This is a genomic window from Streptomyces sp. NPDC002911 (assembly GCF_053591835.1).
This window is the reverse complement of sequence record NZ_JBSFUO010000006.1, coordinates 153,309-167,973: the sequence shown is the minus strand read 5'-3', so window position 1 is coordinate 167,973 and position 14,665 is coordinate 153,309. Positions and strand designations below refer to the sequence as shown.

The 14,665-nt window shown below is 69.5% G+C and carries 15 protein-coding genes, 1 tRNA gene and 2 pseudogenes; 8 read left to right on the top strand and 10 right to left on the bottom strand.

Features of this window, described 5'->3' with window-relative positions:
• The first annotated feature begins 155 nt into the window (after positions 1–155).
• Positions 156–776: a MerR family transcriptional regulator gene (locus ACWD04_RS12245; RefSeq protein ID WP_451131126.1), complete on the top strand. Its 621-nt coding sequence runs from the start codon at positions 156–158 to the stop codon at positions 774–776.
• Positions 777–805: 29 nt separating this feature from the next.
• On the opposite strand, the pseudogene ACWD04_RS12240 reads toward ACWD04_RS12245, so the two are convergent.
• Positions 806–1,027, bottom strand: a pseudogene (locus tag ACWD04_RS12240) (TetR/AcrR family transcriptional regulator); the annotation flags it as partial.
• A 5-nt stretch (positions 1,028–1,032) separates the two neighbouring features.
• Here ACWD04_RS12240 and ACWD04_RS12235 point away from each other — a divergent pair.
• The gene (locus tag ACWD04_RS12235; RefSeq protein ID WP_451130854.1) at positions 1,033–1,221 is read left to right on the top strand and encodes a hypothetical protein; all 189 of its coding nucleotides are present in this window, start codon (positions 1,033–1,035) and stop codon (positions 1,219–1,221) included.
• 7 nt (positions 1,222–1,228) lie between these two features.
• Positions 1,229–1,534, top strand: a pseudogene (locus tag ACWD04_RS12230) (amidase family protein); the annotation flags it as partial.
• Between the two features lie 91 nt (positions 1,535–1,625).
• On the opposite strand, the gene ACWD04_RS12225 reads toward ACWD04_RS12230, so the two are convergent.
• Positions 1,626–2,441 (bottom strand): exodeoxyribonuclease III, encoded by an 816-nt coding sequence (locus ACWD04_RS12225; protein ID WP_451130852.1) that lies wholly within the window; start codon positions 2,439–2,441, stop codon positions 1,626–1,628.
• A gap of 50 nt (positions 2,442–2,491) precedes the next feature.
• On the opposite strand from ACWD04_RS12225, the gene ACWD04_RS12220 reads away from it, so the two are divergent.
• On the top strand, positions 2,492–2,983 hold the full coding sequence (locus tag ACWD04_RS12220; RefSeq protein ID WP_451130850.1) for a GNAT family N-acetyltransferase: 492 nt from the start codon (positions 2,492–2,494) through the stop codon (positions 2,981–2,983).
• A 296-nt stretch (positions 2,984–3,279) separates the two neighbouring features.
• Positions 3,280–4,017 (top strand): hypothetical protein, encoded by a 738-nt coding sequence (locus ACWD04_RS12215; RefSeq protein WP_451130848.1) that lies wholly within the window; start codon positions 3,280–3,282, stop codon positions 4,015–4,017.
• A gap of 40 nt (positions 4,018–4,057) precedes the next feature.
• On the opposite strand, the gene ACWD04_RS12210 is transcribed toward ACWD04_RS12215, so the two are convergent.
• Together ACWD04_RS12210 and ACWD04_RS12205 are read right to left on the bottom strand one after the other, a co-directional pair.
• Positions 4,058–4,843 carry an SAM-dependent methyltransferase gene (locus ACWD04_RS12210; protein WP_451130846.1) on the bottom strand — a complete coding sequence of 262 codons (786 nt, stop codon included), beginning with the start codon at positions 4,841–4,843 and terminating at the stop codon, positions 4,058–4,060.
• Positions 4,844–5,792: 949 nt separating this feature from the next.
• Complete coding sequence (locus ACWD04_RS12205) at positions 5,793–7,055, bottom strand: MFS transporter (RefSeq protein ID WP_451130844.1); 1,263 nt, start codon at positions 7,053–7,055, stop codon at positions 5,793–5,795.
• A 309-nt stretch (positions 7,056–7,364) separates the two neighbouring features.
• On the opposite strand from ACWD04_RS12205, the gene ACWD04_RS12200 reads away from it, so the two are divergent.
• Complete coding sequence (locus tag ACWD04_RS12200; RefSeq protein WP_451130842.1) at positions 7,365–7,904, top strand: hypothetical protein; 540 nt, start codon at positions 7,365–7,367, stop codon at positions 7,902–7,904.
• 204 nt (positions 7,905–8,108) lie between these two features.
• Here the strand turns inward: ACWD04_RS12200 and ACWD04_RS12195 are convergent, their stop codons facing one another.
• Positions 8,109–8,426, bottom strand: a complete 318-nt coding sequence (locus ACWD04_RS12195; RefSeq protein WP_451130840.1) for a helix-turn-helix domain-containing protein — start codon at positions 8,424–8,426, stop codon at positions 8,109–8,111.
• A 96-nt stretch (positions 8,427–8,522) separates the two neighbouring features.
• On the opposite strand from ACWD04_RS12195, the gene ACWD04_RS12190 reads away from it, so the two are divergent.
• Complete coding sequence (locus ACWD04_RS12190) at positions 8,523–9,431, top strand: hypothetical protein (RefSeq protein WP_451130838.1); 909 nt, start codon at positions 8,523–8,525, stop codon at positions 9,429–9,431.
• A 71-nt stretch (positions 9,432–9,502) separates the two neighbouring features.
• Entirely contained in the window at positions 9,503–11,251 is a 1,749-nt protein-coding gene (locus ACWD04_RS12185; protein ID WP_451130836.1) for a hypothetical protein, read from the top strand.
• A gap of 235 nt (positions 11,252–11,486) precedes the next feature.
• Here ACWD04_RS12185 and ACWD04_RS12180 read toward each other — a convergent pair.
• The 5 genes from ACWD04_RS12180 to moaC all read right to left on the bottom strand — a co-directional run bounded on the left by ACWD04_RS12180 (position 11,487) and on the right by moaC (position 14,603).
• Positions 11,487–11,560: transfer RNA gene (locus ACWD04_RS12180), tRNA-Ala, on the bottom strand.
• A gap of 87 nt (positions 11,561–11,647) precedes the next feature.
• Complete coding sequence (sepX, locus tag ACWD04_RS12175) at positions 11,648–12,778, bottom strand: divisome protein SepX/GlpR (protein ID WP_451130834.1); 1,131 nt, start codon at positions 12,776–12,778, stop codon at positions 11,648–11,650.
• 165 nt (positions 12,779–12,943) lie between these two features.
• Positions 12,944–13,564 (bottom strand): GNAT family N-acetyltransferase, encoded by a 621-nt coding sequence (locus tag ACWD04_RS12170; RefSeq protein ID WP_451130832.1) that lies wholly within the window; start codon positions 13,562–13,564, stop codon positions 12,944–12,946.
• A gap of 17 nt (positions 13,565–13,581) precedes the next feature.
• Positions 13,582–14,106, bottom strand: a complete 525-nt coding sequence (locus ACWD04_RS12165) for a MogA/MoaB family molybdenum cofactor biosynthesis protein (RefSeq protein WP_451130830.1) — start codon at positions 14,104–14,106, stop codon at positions 13,582–13,584.
• Positions 14,103–14,603 carry a cyclic pyranopterin monophosphate synthase MoaC gene (moaC, locus tag ACWD04_RS12160; RefSeq protein ID WP_451130828.1) on the bottom strand — a complete coding sequence of 167 codons (501 nt, stop codon included), beginning with the start codon at positions 14,601–14,603 and terminating at the stop codon, positions 14,103–14,105. Before moaC ends, ACWD04_RS12165 begins: the two co-directional genes overlap by 4 nt.
• Between the last annotated feature and the right edge of the window lie 62 nt (positions 14,604–14,665).

Below are 14,665 nucleotides of genomic sequence, written 5' to 3'. Positions count from 1 at the left end.
GCGGTACGTGCCACGACTCTGCCAGCAATCACTGGCATTGTTGGGAGAGTAGAGCAGCTCCGTACCGATGGGTAGGGGGCGGAGCAAGGAAAGTTACCGGCGGTACAACATAGGGTGCGGGTGTGGCTGACGGACGCGAGCACCGTGAATACCGCATGGAGGAGCTGGCCGTGGAGGCCGGTATCACCGTGCGCACCCTGCGCTTCTACCGGGAGCGCGGCCTGATCCAGCCACCCCGCCGCGAGGGCCGCATCGCCTGGTACGACGACCACCACCTGGCCCGGCTGCGCACCATCACCGGCCTGCTGGAGCGGGGCCACACCCTCAACGGCATCGCCGACCTCGCCAGCACCTTCGACAGCGGCCGCGATGTCGCCGAGGTGCTGGGCCTGGGCGAACCGACCGCGGAGACCCCGGTCCGGCTCACCCCGGAGCAGCTCGCCGACTACTTCCAGGACCAGGCCACGGCGGAGAACCTCGCCGCGGCCATGGAGCTGGGCTATCTCGGCGTCGACGGCGACGAGATCGTCCACATCAGCCGCCGCCTGCTGGAGGCGTCGTCCGAGCTGGTGCGGGCCGGGGTCCCGCTCGATGCCGTACTCGCCTCGGGCCGCCAGGTCCGCGAGCATGCCGACGCCCTCGCCGACCTCTTCGTACGCGTCCTGCGCACCCACACCGCGCGCACCGAGCCGGAGCAACTGCGCTCGCTCGCCCAGGCGGTGGTGGACGCCGAGCTCTCCATGGCCCTGGGCCGGCGGTTGCGCGAGGACGACTAGAGCCCTCCGTCCGGAACGGGCCCGCAGCCTCACCCCTGGGGCCCGGCCGCCTGCTCCGCCGCCACGATGCGCTCGACCGCCGCCGTCACCAGCTGTTCCCGCTCCACGTCCGTGAAGACGTCCGGCAGGGTGAGCTGCTCGACGATCAGCCAGTTCAGAGCCAGGATGAGCAACTTGACGGCCATGGCGTCACCTGGGAGGCCGGAGGCCTCGTGGTAGGCGACGTTGGCGTCGACGTCGCTTCGACACCGTCGTCATGGGCCTCGGTGCCTATCGGCCTGGCTTCGACCACGGGTTCCCCAGCCCGTACGCACACCTGCGCCAGTACGTGGTCTCCAGCACGCTCGAGCCCGACGTCGATCCGGCCGTCACCGTCGTCCCGGGTGGCCCACTCGCACTCGTCCGCGAACTCAAGCGAGAGGAGGACACCGGCCTGGACGTATGACTCTGCGGCGGCGGCAAGCTACGGGCAGCAGGTCAGTGGCGCCCAGTTCGCCACCGCTCTCGAGATCCGCAACCGGATCGCCCGAAGCCTGGCGCGCTACTTCGACACTCACGACCTACCGCTCACCCCGACCGCGCCGGAGCTTTCCTCGCCCTTGGGCACTCATGCGGAGGGTGTGGAGGCACTGGACGGCCTTGGCTGGCTTCGCCGCCTCTTTGACCTCTCGCCTTTCAGCGCGGCGTTCAATGTGGCGGGCACGCCCGCCATGTCCGTACCTGTGACTGCCGAGGCGGAGACGGGGCTCCCGATCGGTACGCGGTCGCCCCGGCACCTCACCGAGCGAGATCCAGCTCCGACCACGGCACGACGAAGACCCGCCCTCCGCGAACTTCCGCGGAGCGGCACTAGCGTTCGTAGGTGACCGTCACCGGCGCGTGGTCGCTCCACCGCTCACCGTGCGTGGCGGCGCGCTCCACCCATGCCTTCACGGCACGGCCGGCGAGGCCGGGGGTCGCCACCTGATAGTCGATGCGCCAGCCGGCGTCGTTGTCGAAGGCCCGGCCGCGGTAGGACCACCAGGAGTACGGCCCCTCCTCGTCCGGGTGCAGAGCGCGGACCACGTCCACGTACGCCGCCTCGTCGAACACCCGGGTCAGCCACTCCCGCTCCTCGGGGAGGAAGCCGGAGTTCTTCTTGTTGGACTTCCAGTTCTTGAGGTCCGCCTCACGGTGGGCGATGTTCCAGTCACCGCACACGACCACCTCGCGCCCCTCCGCCGCCGCCCGCTCCTTCAGCCCCCGGAGATACGGGAGGAAGGCCGCCATGAAGCGCTCCTTCTCCTCCTGCCTCTCCGTACCGACCTCACCGGAGGGCAGGTACAGACTGGCGACCGTCACACCCGGGAGGTCCACCTCGGCGTAGCGGCCGGCGGTGTCGAATTCCTCGCCCCCCGGTACGCCGAACCCGCCGAACCCGATCTGGACGCGCTCCGGCGCGTGCCGCGTGTAGACGGCGACCCCCGCCCGCCCCTTGGCCGCGGCCGGGGCGTACACGACGTGCCAGCCCTCGGGCTCACGCACCTCTTCGGGGAGCTGCTGCGCTTCGGCGCGGACTTCCTGGAGGCAGATCACATCGGCCTCGGTCCGACCCAGCCACTCGACGAAGCCCTTCTTCGCGGCGGCACGGAGCCCGTTCACGTTCACGGTGGTAACAGTCAGCATCCCGGTACAGTACCTACGAACACGTTGCGCATACATGTACCATAACTCGCATGAATATCCAGCCCCGGCCTTTCGACCACCCTGACGCCGTGAAACTCAACGACCTGGTGCAGCTCGAATACGCCGAGCGCTACGGCGACGAGGGTGACGTCACACCGCTCGACGCCACCATGTTCGATCCGCCTCGCGGGCTGTACCTGCTCGCCTACGACGAGCAGGACCGCCCCCTGGCCACCGGCGGCTGGCGAAGCCAGGACCGGAACGCCGAGGGCTACTCCGACGGCGACGCCGAGATCAAGCGGATGTTCGTGATCGCCGAAGGCCGCGGCCGTGGCCTCGCACGCCGCATCCTCGCCGCCCTGGAGGCCGACGCCCGTGCGGCCGGACGCACCCGCATGGTCCTGGAGACGGGCGACAAGCAGCCCGAGGCGATCGCGCTGTACACGTCGAACGGCTACAGGCCCTGCGCGAAGTTCGGCCACTACCGCATGTACGACAGCAGCATCTGCATGGCCAAGCCGCTGGAGCTGCCCTCTCGTTAGACGGCACTCCAAGAGGCCCCGGCCGACGGACTCGTATCCTGCAGCGGCCTTACGGAGCTCGGCCGACACCGCCACGCTTTCGGGCGCCGAGATACTTCGACAGGTTACCGACACGAATTCGCCAGCGCTCCGGCCGGGGAGACGAGTTCCGGAATGGCAAGGCCCACACCTCGGCCGAACCTCCCCCATTGCACGGCGACTGGGCTGTGGACACGAGCCGCGCGCGGGGTCCGGACACGCTGGGCGACGGCTGCGGCGGGCGCGACGACGGGTACCCTGCCCCTGATCCTCTTCACATGCTGATCGGCCCGGCGGTGCTGCCGGCGATCGGCGGGCTCGGGGGCCTGCTGGACCGGCCCCGGGCAGGGCGGCTGTCGGTGGCGGCCGTCGGGCTGCCCCTGCTGGCAGTTCCGCAGATCGGCCTGATCGGACTCTCCCTGTTCAAGCCGCTGTACGTGGACCGGTACATACTCTTCGGCCTGCTCGGTCCGGCGCTACTGATCGGTGTGGTCATCGGCACGGCGGTGCGAGGGGTCGCCCAGCGGTTACCGAAAGCGTCGACGTGGGTCCTCCCCGCGGCGGTCGCCGTCGCGACGGTCGCGCTGTTGCCGCAGTCGCTGGTTAAGAGGTCCCAGGCGAGCCGGGTGGACGACGTCCTCGCGGCTGCCGCACAGATACGGCAGCTGAAGCAGGACGGAGACGGGGTGCTGTTCATACCCCCGCCACGACGGGACACCAAGCTGGTATCCCCCGACGCCTTCACCGGCCTGCTGGACATCGCCCTGGCGGAGACGCCCGAGGAGTCCGGGACGCTGAAGGGCGTGGAGGCGAGCTCCGCACGGGTCCGGACGGCGATGCTCGCCCAGCGACGGATCGTCCTGGTCACGGACGCGACGCGAGTGGCGAGGCCGACAAGGGGAGAGCGGGACCGGACGAAGATCGAGGTGCTGAACGAGTACTTCACTCCGGTCTCCGACGCACAGGTCCGCGGCCGGCGAGTGACGGTGTACGAGCAGCTCGTGCCTGCTCCGTGACCCGCGCCGGCACGGGGTGGCTGCGGACTCTCGGCCGTTCTCAGGGGACCCGCGCCACCCCGACGTAGAACCCGCTCCGCTCGTACACCGGTGCGAACTCGTCCCGGTACCACTCCGGCGCCGTGACCAGCCCCGGCTCCACGAGCTCCAGCCCCTCGAAGAAGGGCTCGACCTCCTCACGCGTACGCATGCGCAGCGCGATGGCGCCCTCCCTGTACGCGGATTCCGTCTCCTGTTTGAGCTCCGGGTGCTGATCGGCGGTTCCGTGCGACAACACCAGGTAGCTCCCCGAAGGCAGCGCCCCGACCAGCGTGCGGGTGATGCCGTACGGATCCTGATCGTCCGGCAGGAAGTGCATCAGGGCGATGAGGGACAGCGCGACGGGCCTCCCGAAGTCCAGCGACCGCGCCGCCTGTTCGAGGATCGCCTCGGGCTCCCGCACATCCGCGTGGATGTATTCGGTCGCGCCCTCGGGACGGCTCACCAGCAGCGCTTCCGCATGCCGCAACACGACGGGGTCGTTGTCGGCATAGACGATCCTGGCCCGCGGGGTGACGTCCTGGACGATCTGATGGAGGTTCGGCGCAGTGGGGATACCGGTACCGATGTCCAGGAACTGATCGACCCCCTGCCCGGCGAGCCAGGCGGAGGCCCGGTGCATGAACGCCCGGTTCCGCGCCGCATTGGCCCGCGCCTCGGCGGGCAGCTTCTCCGCGACCTCCTGATCGACCGGGTAGTTGTCCTTCCCTCCGAGCAGCCAGTCGTAGACCCGTGCCGGGTGCGGCTTGCTGGTGTCGATGCGGGAACTGGGTATACCGGCTGTCACAGTGCGCCCTCCATACGGAACCACTAACAGGCAACCCCGCACCTGACCTGAGCGGCCGTCAACAGCGGTCACCAAAAGGGCGGGTGAGCGAGGACGTCCCAGGTTACCGGGTGGTCACACCGGCGGAGAGGCCCCGCCCGCGCGGAGGCGGCTCCGGGGCCCGCCGGTCACTCCTGTACGCCCGCCGGCTCCACGGCCCTGCGGCGCAGGGAGAGGCCGGCCGCCACGACCGACGAGATCACGGCGAGCACCGCGCAGGCACCCACGGTCCACCGAGCGCCGCCCACGGGACCTCGACAACTGCCGGGCCGTGCTTCACCACCCTTTCCGGGTGGCCCTTCAGCTCCAGCAGGTTCAGGCCGCCAGCCACAGCGATCAGCAGATCACACTCGTCGACCCGCCCTGAAGCACCGGGAACTCTGGCAGCGCAGCGGATCCGCTGTCCCCCTGTCGGTGCACCCCGCGCAGGTTTTCTCAGGCTGCCCGGCCCCGCGCCCTCGACCGCACCCTAGTGGGTATGAACCACCAGGTCCGGTCCGCTCGCAGCGCTGGTCCCGCTGCCTCGGCGGTCAGCCGACCGGCGACCTTCGGCACCCCGGCCGCCACCACAACCGCGCGCTTTCCACCGACGTGAAGACGGCGCCGACCCATCCCCGTAGGCACTGCCGTCGCACCGACATGCAGCTACTTCGACGCTGCCAAATCGCCGCGGGCATGCGCAAGAAGCGCCGCCAGGCCATGACCACACAAGATCGAAGGCAGTCGCACTTCGCTACTCCAGGACACCAAAGAGCCCCTACCGACTTTCCCCGGTAGGGGCTCTGAGCTGCGGTGGGGTGTTCACGAGTGGGTCTGACCAGTAGCGGAGAAGCAGCCTGAAGATCACTTCCCAGATCGTCAGAGATCGTTTCCCAGCCAACAGCCTCGCTGAGAAAGCTGTCGACCTCCATTAGCTGGTGACGTCATCGGTGTCCCGGTCCTCGACGCGATCTGATTCTCCCAGGGCGGGGGCTGCTACCTGTGTCCGCCCGCGGCTACCAAGGAGGCAGCCGACCGCGGCGGTGGCCGCTGCGGCCCCGGCAACGAGTAGCAGGACGCGGTAGTCCACGAGCACAAGCAGACCCGCTCCGGCAGCCAGGGCAACGGCGTTGGGGGCGTAGAGGAGGGTGTTGGCGGTGGCCGCCACTCTGCCCAGGAGAGTGTCCGGGGACTCGCGCTGGACGGCCGTCAGAGCTGCGATCAGCACGCAGGGCGGCCCCGCGCCGATCATCGCGCTGGCAAGCAGGACAACTGGCACCGAGGGGATGACGCGCAGGGCGACGCCCAGCGCGAAAAGCATGATGCCGGCTGCGGCGAAGACTCGTTCGGGCATCCGCCGAAGCAGAGCACCGGCGAACAGCCCGATGGCTACCGAGCCGATGCCCTGCACGGCGTAGAGGACCCCGGCGAAGGCGGGCGGACGGTGAAGACCAGCATCGACCACCGCATAGACCGACGCTCCGTTCAGCCCGGCCACGCCCATAGTTGCGGCCCCGGCCAGCACCAGCCGCCACAGAACCGGGTGGTGTCGCAGATAGCGGATTCCCTCGGCGGCCTGGGCGCTCCATCGTTGGGCTTGAGCCGGGCGGGGCGCGGGTTCTGACACGCGTATGAGGGCGAAAGCTATCGCGGCAAGCACGAAGGTGACCGCGTCCAGCAGGGCCACTGCTGTGCCGCCGAACTGGACGAATAGAAGCGCGCCCAGAAGCGGGGCGACGAGTTTCATGCCCTCGTTCGCCGTCATCCGAAGGCCGTTGAAGTCGCCGCGTAGTGTTTCCGGTACAGCGGTCGTTACCAGTGCGGCCTCCGCCGCATCCAGCAGTACCGAGCTGGTGCCGTACACGATCAGTACAGCAAACAGAATCCAGATCTGGTCGCTGGAACGTACGGCGAGAAGCGGCAGCAGTACCGCGGCCATGCCGAGATTGGTCCAGATCAGCAATGGACGCCGGCGCGCCCGGTCAGCCAGTGTGCCGATCAGCGGGCCGAACAGAATGGGCGCCCATACGCAGAAGGTCGTCAGGGCAGCCAGACTGTCCGACCCGGTGAGCGACTTGGTCCACACACCGGCTGCCAGGGCCATAGCAGAGCTACCGAAGCCCGAGACCACCACACCGCTCAGGTAGAACACCACATTGCGGTCGCGTAAGACCCGCCCTCCGCCCCAGCCCATCCCCTTGCCCCTTCCACCGCCACGAAGACCCAGGCGCACCCCCACCCGGCGTACGGAAAGCATTCTGCCCGCAAGCACCAGGGCGGAGGCAGGTCGTGCCCGTGGCGGAGCCTTTGACCGAGCATGAGGCCGGCTGTGGTGGGCGGGAGTTGTCTATCTGCGGTTCGCTGCGGGCTCAAGGCGATCGCGGGCGGTCGATTGGGGGCATCTGCGGTCACCTTCTGCGATCTTGCTATGGCCGCCCCTACGTTTGGCTGGGGCTCGGAGTGCCATCGAGCTCGGGGATCGGCAAGCGAAGGCGGGGCCGGGATGACGCCACTGTTCGAGCGTCTGGATCAGGAAGAGACGGTTGTTCGTGGCGAGTTGGCCGCGCTGCGCGAGAAGGTCGCGGTGGCCGAGGAGCGGCTGGCTCACCTGACGATCACGCGCGAGACGCTGCTGTCCCTGGGCGGCGAGGACTGCGTCAACCAGGATGACGCCACGCAGCAGGCTCCGGAGAGGCGCGCAGTCGAGCCGATGCCGAATGACCTTGCCCCTGATCCCCAACCTGCCGATGCGGAAGTACCTGCCGGTGGGCCGGCCTCGGTCGGCCCGTTGGAGTGGGAAGTGGCGCGAGAGCGGATGTTGGTGCTGCTGGCGGGAGCGGGTCGGGCGATGAAGGTGCAGGACATCGCTGCGGCGATCGGCGAGGACGTCTCGGCCATGTCGAAGGGGCGGCGGGTGGAGACGACCAGGTCCCGGCTGAAGCGTCTGGCGAAGGAGGGCCGCGTGGCTGAAGGTCCAACTGCCTGGTTCACGATCTCTCCTGTCGACGCCGGTAAACCGCGGCAGGAGGATCCTCGGGAGTGAACCGGGGCCGCGAGCGCGCGGCAGGAGAGGTTGGCACCGCCGAGGGATTACCCGTCGACTCGGCGGTGCCGGGTGCGTGAGCGCCGTCTGACAGGTGGCTCCCGCGTTTTCGAGGGTAGTTGAGGCAGTCTCCTCTCGATGCGCGGAGCCACGAACTTCGTCATGCCCGGTCGCTGTTAGGCGTCTTTGGGCGTGGATCGAGGCTCAATGCGTTCTCTTTCGATCGATGTTGGTGCTGGCCGGCCACAGGGTGGTGCCGGTGAAGTGGGCGAGGCGGGCAACGGTGGCCACGTCCGGCCAGGACCGTCCCGCAACGAGGTCGGCAATGGCCTGCCTGTTCACTCCAGAGCCGACGGCGGTCGCGCGCAGGCTCAGGCCCTGGTCGTTCAGGACCAGGGCGAGAGTGCGTGCGATGAGGCGGACCGCTTCGGCGGCCACGTCGGCGCTCGGCTGCTCGGGCCAGGCTTTCGGATCGTCGGTCAGCTCCCGGGGGGAGCGTGCGCGGGCGCGTCCGCCGACCATGCGCGCACCATCCTGTCCGTTGAAGTTGATCAGCTGTGGAATGGCTGCTTGTCCAGCCGGTATGTATGGACCGTGGTCCTTGATCCCGCTACGTCCGTGAAGATCACTCGCTATCGGCCCAGGAAGGCTCCACCTGCCTGGGCCGAGGTCGCTCCGCTGGTGCGGTCGGTCGTTGCCGCAGCTGTGACGGCCGTTCCCTATGACGTGGAGCGGGTGCTGCATGTGGTCGGCAGGCTAGCGTTGTGGGCCGAGGCGGCAGGCCTCGAACGATCCGCGGACGCATGGTTGCGCAATGAGGTGATCGACGCGTTCGTGCTCTCGCGGGTGGGGGAGATCGAGGGATCGTCGGTACGGACGTACCGGACGTGGCTTCTGCGCGTCCGTGATGCCCTCGCCTGGAGTGAGCGCGGGGAAGCGCCCCCGGCACGGATGCACGCGGACGCAAGCCCGCATCAGCCTTACTGCGCGGCCGAGTTGGCGGGGCTGCGGCACTGGGCCACTCGTCTGCCCCGTCAGCAGAGGACCGACGCGCTCGCGTTGCTGGGGCTGGGTGCCGGTCTGGGGCTGATGCCGAAGGAGGTGGCGGCCAGCCGAGGTCTCGATCTGTGCCGTCCGAGCCGGGGCGGACCGCTGCTGCACCGGGGCGTCGAGCGGCTGGTCCCGCTGGTGGCCAGGGCTGCCTGGGACACGGTTCTGGGGGAGCTGGCAGAAACGGCGGGCGGCGGCTACCTGTTCCGGCCGAAGCGGACCGTCGAGTACGCGAAGAACCTGATCGGCTCCTGGTCCCTGATCCACCGGCCTCCGCAGGAGCTGCCCACAGTGTCGGTCGGCCGGCTGCGGGCGACGTGGATCGTTGAGCTGATGCGCGCGCATATCGATCACCAGCTGATCGCCCAGGCGGCCGGGCTCTCTTCCGCCGCGTCTCTGGCCCGCTGGCAGCACCTGGTCCCACCCGTGGACGAGCTGACTGCGGCCAGGCTCTTGCGAGGCCCGGAGGCGAGGTGACTAAACCCCGGGCCTGGCGAAGCCCGGAGAAGATCAAGCAGTGCCGGCCTCGACCGGTCACCGACGCGCCCATGGAGATCCCTGACTCCAAGGTCGGACAACTCGATGCGCTCCTGCGCGAGTGCGGAGTCCTCCATCTGATCAACACCGAGCTGGGAAATCGGCCAGGCCCGAAAGGGCTCCCGGTGCGGACCGTGCTGGTGGGATTGTTGCTGTCCCTGCACTATCACCAGAGCGCCAGCCTCGCGGTTGTCTCCCGGGTGCTCCTCGATGAGCTTCGGGCCCCTGCGCGCTCCTGGCTCGGCGTTCCGGAGGGCAGTCGTGTCGATGACCACGCCAGGATCGCGTTCTCCCGTCGTATCTACCGTTCCTTCGACCGGCTGACCACAGTCCTCGACCCTCATCGCTGCGACCGGCGCAGCCGCCTGCCGGCCGAAGAGGCGAGAACTGTCGCTGCCGCCTGGGAAGATGCGGACGTCGAGCGCACGCGTCGGCGGGAGCTGTTGCAGGAGATCAGTGACCGTCTGGTGCTGGTCACCGTCCGCGCCGCCCACCGCCGGGGCCTGCTCAAGGGCTGGCGGGGCGATATCGGCGCCGACACCACTCCGGTTCCTGCCTGGCACCAGCCGCCCCGCGAACGGCGGGGCCTCGCATCCGTCGAGCTCACCGCCGGCTGGCACTACTGCGGGGGCGCTGAGGAAGGAATCTTCGGACACTCCGCCAGTCTTCTGGTCGCTGCCAGCCGACGACATCGCGCTGGTCACCCGCAGGCCGGTGAGCGCGTCAGCCGCCACCCGCAACTGGCGCTCGGCCTTGTCCTGGACACCCCGGGCAAGCGCGTCGGCCCGAATGCGGTCCACTCCCTGGCCCAGCTTGCCCCGTTCGGCTTCCCGACAGGGCTGCTGGCCGCCGACCGGGCCTACACCGACCAGATCACCGAGCATTTCGCCCAGCCGGTCCGCACCCTGGGCTACCAACTGGTTCTCGACTACAAACAGCAACACCGAGGCATCCAGGGCACCCACCAAGGCGCCCTTCTCGTTGACGGATCCCTCGCCTGCCCCGCCATGCCGCACGCACTGGCCCACGCGACCACGGGGCTCAACGACAAGGCCGTACGCGACCTCGATGACGGCACCGAGCTCAGCGAGCGGATCGCGAGCCGGGAACCGTACTACCTCAAGCTCAAAGAGACCGCCGACGAGCGGGGCGCGATCAGGCTCCAGTGCCCGGCCAGCGGACCCTCGCCCGCCGTGGTGTGTCCCCGCTTCAACCAAGTCCACCGCGTCCCAGCACCACGGCCGGCCGTGGTCGACCTCACCGACAAGCGGGCCACCGCCGCACACACTGCGGCCAAACCCACCGTCCCGATCCCTCAAGGTGAACGGCTGCGGCTCCTGCCCCAGGACGAGCTGCCGCGGATCTGCCAGAAGCCCACGATCACCGTCCGCCCCGGCGCCCTCGGCAAGCTCGACAAATTCCGCCAGGACCGGCACTACCTCCATCCCACCTGGCAGGACGCCTACCGGCCCGAGCGAGCGAACATCGAAGGACTCAACGGAAGGGCCAAGAGCCACGGCATCGACATCTCCGACCCCACGAAGCGACTCGCCCACGGACGGGTCGCGCAGACCATCCTGCTCGCGCTGATGATCTGCAGCATCAACCTGCACATCCTCTTCAGCTGGGACCAGACCACCCGAACACAAACGACCGGCACCTCCCACGGAGTCACCGCGTTCGCTGGATCGGCATCCACGCCCCCCGCCGCGGCCGGGCTGCCGCCGCCCACAGGGCCGGAGTTCCGCGAGACCATCTGAGACCCCAGCACCACACGCCGGGATCACGCACGCCCGCGTACAGCCTAGAAACGCCTCACGCACCCGAACCACCCCGAAAGATCAGGTCGACGACCGCCAGGCACCCGCCTCCGGCACCGATCGCGTTCGGATAGCTCCTCGAACAGACCCCGGAAACGCCAAGATCCCGCCCGATCAATCAGATCGGACGGGATCTTGTGAACTCTTCCTGAGCTAACTCAAGAACAGTCGGCGGTGGACCTGTGGGGATTTGAACCCCAGACCCCCTCGATGCGAACGAGGTGCGCTACCAGACTGCGCCACAGGCCCTTGCAACGAGTGAAACTCTAGCACCCTCGTCGGGGTGCTCGGAAATCCGTATCCCGGCAGGTCACCGAGTCGGGTTCGCCGGCAGTCTCACTCGTTGGCCGCGCGCGGCCGGTCCTCGTCGTCGTACTGGTCGAAGAGGGGCGTCCGGCCTCGGTCACGGGTGCGGCGGGGCGCGTTGCCGCGGCGGCGGGGGGCCGGGTCGGCAGCGGGCGCGGCGGACTCCGCGACATCGTGGGTGCCCGTGCGGGTGGGCTCGGCCGGGCTGGAGCGGGCCGCGCTCCAGGTCTCCGGGTCGCCGACCTCCACCCTGCCCGTAGCGCGCGGGGCGACGGGGGCGGTGACGTAGGTCGGCAGGGGGACCGGGACCGGCTCCCAGCTGTCGCCCTGGGCCGGCCCGCGCTCACGCTGCTGGTCGACCCACTCCGCGTGGTCCGTCTGCTCGACGAGAGCGCGTCTGCCCGCTTCCTGCGGCGAGACCGTGGGTGCGGGCGCGGGCACCCCTCCGGGCTCCTCGTCGGGCTCGGCCGGGGCCGAGGGCGCGGGCTGGTGCCTGCGGGGGCGGTTCTCGCGCAGCCGCTGCGCGGCCACCTCGGCACGGCGCCGGTCCATGGTGAAGACGAAGCGACGGCGCTCCTGGGTGCGCAGATGCACGATGTACGTGCTCAGCAGCACGGCCGGCACGGCCGGTGCCCACAGGAACCGCAGTCCGCCCACTGCCGCGACGACCGCGCCGAGCGTGAACGCCACGAACAGGAGCGTGGTGGTACGCCGTCGGCGCGCCAAGACCTGCAAGCGCCGTCGGCGCTCGCGCTCCGACTCCGCACCGGACGGCCGTCGGCTCTCCCGCCGGGCGGGCACCGGGCGGGCTGCCCGCTCCTGCGGACGCTCCTGGTCCGGACGGGCGGTCACGGGGTCGGTCAACCGCGCTTCCGTATGTGCCGGAGGCGCGGAAAAGGCCCGGACGTCGACGGACCTCAATCGGTCCGTGACGGCATCCGGGTCGACGTCGCCAGGCGCCTGCTCGGCATCCCGCTCCCGCAGCTCCTTGGCGTAACGGCGCTCCATGGCCGCCCGTCCGGACAGCAGCCGGATGGCGGTGCTGAAGCGTTCCGTCGGACGGGCTTCGTTGAGCTCGTCCTGCCTGCGGAGCCACATCGGCACCAAGTAGGCGGCCCAGGCCCCGACGATGACTGCGTAGATGAGGCCGCTGCTGCTCACGCTCACACCGTAGAGGGGTTTGCACGGCAGCATCCGCCAATTGGCCCGGTGTGTCGCACGATCAGGCTGATATCGCGGACTTTTTTGCGCTCGTTCGGGCCGGCAGCGGCCGAAAGTGAGGCTGATTACATTCAGAGAGCGATCAAATTCGAACACTTATTTTATTTATCCGGGAGGCCGCGGCGATCCCGACGTACCCGGCCGCATCCTGTGCCAACGCCGCAGCAGCCCGTCGGGCACCTCCTCCGCGGTGAGGGCGAAGATCAGATGGTCCCGCCACGCACCGTCGATGTGGAGATAACGTGGACGAAGTCCTTCCGCGCGGAATCCGAGTTTCTCCACGACCCTTCGGCTGGGGCCGTTCTCGGGGCGAATGCACACCTCGATCCGGTGCAGTCCGACCGTACGGAAACAGTGGTCGACGGCGAGCGCCACCGCGGTCGGCATGACGCCACGGCCCGCCACGCTCCGGTCGACCCAGTAACCGACGTGGCCCGAGCACATCGAGCCCCAGGTGATGCCCGCCACCGTCAACTGGCCGACGAGCCGGCCCTCGTACTCGATGGCGAACGGCAGCATCCGGCCGGCGTTCGCCTCGGCCCGCAGATGGCGGATCATCTGACGGTAGGTGGGGCGCTGGGCCACCGGGCCGCCGGGGGCAGGCGGCGGGACAGTCGCCTCCCAGGGGCGCAGCCAGTCACGGTTACGCCGGTTGACCTCGCGCCACATGCTCTGGTCGCGCAGCTTTATCGGGCGGAGGGTGACGGCGCCGTCGGTGAGGATCACCGGCCAGGTCCGGACGTTCAGCTCGGGCTCCCCGGTCGGGGGTGGTCTCCGCCGCGCAGTTGGTCGACGGCGTGCACCAGAAGCCCGCTCAGGACCGTGAGTCCGTCGCGTACGCCACCGGTCGAGCCGGGCAGGTTCACGATGAGGGTGCGGTCCGCGATGCCCGCGAGGCCACGGGAGAGCGCGGCGGTGGGGACCTTGTCCCGGCCCTCGGCCCGGATCGCCTCGGCGATGCCCGGGATCTCCCGGTCCAGGACGCGGCGGGTGGCCTCGGGGGTGCGGTCGGTGGGTGAGATGCCCGTACCGCCGGTGGTGACGATCACGTCGTAGCCGGCGGCCGCTCCGGCCCGCAGGGCAGCCTCCACCGGATCGCCGTCGGGCACGACCTGCGGGCCCTCGACGGTGAATCCGAGACCGGCGAGGGCCTCCGCGATGACGGGGCCGCCCTTGTCGGCGTACACACCGGCGGAAGCACGGTTGGACGCGGTCACGACGAGCGCGCGGTATCCGCCGTTGGCGGGGGAGCTGCCGGGCGCGGTCATGCGTCCGCCCCCTCCGGTGCGGGGCGCCGGTAGTCGCCGGACGTGCCGCCGGATTTCGCCTCGACGCGCACGTCCGTGATCACGGCGCTCTTGTCGACCGCCTTGATCATGTCGATCACCGTGAGGGCGGCGACCGACACGGCGGTCAGGGCCTCCATCTCGACTCCCGTACGGTCCGTGGTCTTCACGGTGGCCGTGATCTCCACCGCGTCGTCGGCGACGCTCAGGTCGACCTTCACACCGGAGACGGCGAGCGGGTGGCAGAGCGGAATCAGGTCCGGGGTGCGCTTGGCCCCCATGATCCCGGCGATGCGCGCGGTGGCCAGGGCGTCGCCCTTGGGGACACCCTCGCCCCTGAGGAGTTCGACGACACGCGGTGATACGAGGACCCGGCCGCTCGCCCGGGCGACACGTGCCGTGACGTCCTTCTCGGACACGTCGACCATGCGGGCGGCACCCGCCTCGTCGATGTGCGTCAGCCTGTGTTGCGTACTCAACTCACTCCGCCTAGCGGTAGGGCGCCGGATGCCCGCCCGCCCCGCGCCGAGGCGCGGACCGA

Coding starts and splice junctions, on each gene's coding strand:
- ACWD04_RS12215 (WP_451130848.1), top strand. CDS start 3,280: ATGCTGATCGGCCCGGCGGTGCTGCCGGCGATCGGCGGGCTCGGGGGC.
- ACWD04_RS12235 (WP_451130854.1), top strand. CDS start 1,033: ATGGGCCTCGGTGCCTATCGGCCTGGCTTCGACCACGGGTTCCCCAGC.
- ACWD04_RS12245 (WP_451131126.1), top strand. CDS start 156: ATGGAGGAGCTGGCCGTGGAGGCCGGTATCACCGTGCGCACCCTGCGC.
- ACWD04_RS12225 (WP_451130852.1), bottom strand. CDS start 2,441: ATGCTGACTGTTACCACCGTGAACGTGAACGGGCTCCGTGCCGCCGCG.
- ACWD04_RS12165 (WP_451130830.1), bottom strand. CDS start 14,106: ATGACCGCGCCCGGCAGCTCCCCCGCCAACGGCGGATACCGCGCGCTC.
- ACWD04_RS12205 (WP_451130844.1), bottom strand. CDS start 7,055: ATGGGCTGGGGCGGAGGGCGGGTCTTACGCGACCGCAATGTGGTGTTC.
- ACWD04_RS12195 (WP_451130840.1), bottom strand. CDS start 8,426: ATGGTCGGCGGACGCGCCCGCGCACGCTCCCCCCGGGAGCTGACCGAC.
- ACWD04_RS12220 (WP_451130850.1), top strand. CDS start 2,492: ATGAATATCCAGCCCCGGCCTTTCGACCACCCTGACGCCGTGAAACTC.
- ACWD04_RS12200 (WP_451130842.1), top strand. CDS start 7,365: ATGACGCCACTGTTCGAGCGTCTGGATCAGGAAGAGACGGTTGTTCGT.
- ACWD04_RS12185 (WP_451130836.1), top strand. CDS start 9,503: ATGGAGATCCCTGACTCCAAGGTCGGACAACTCGATGCGCTCCTGCGC.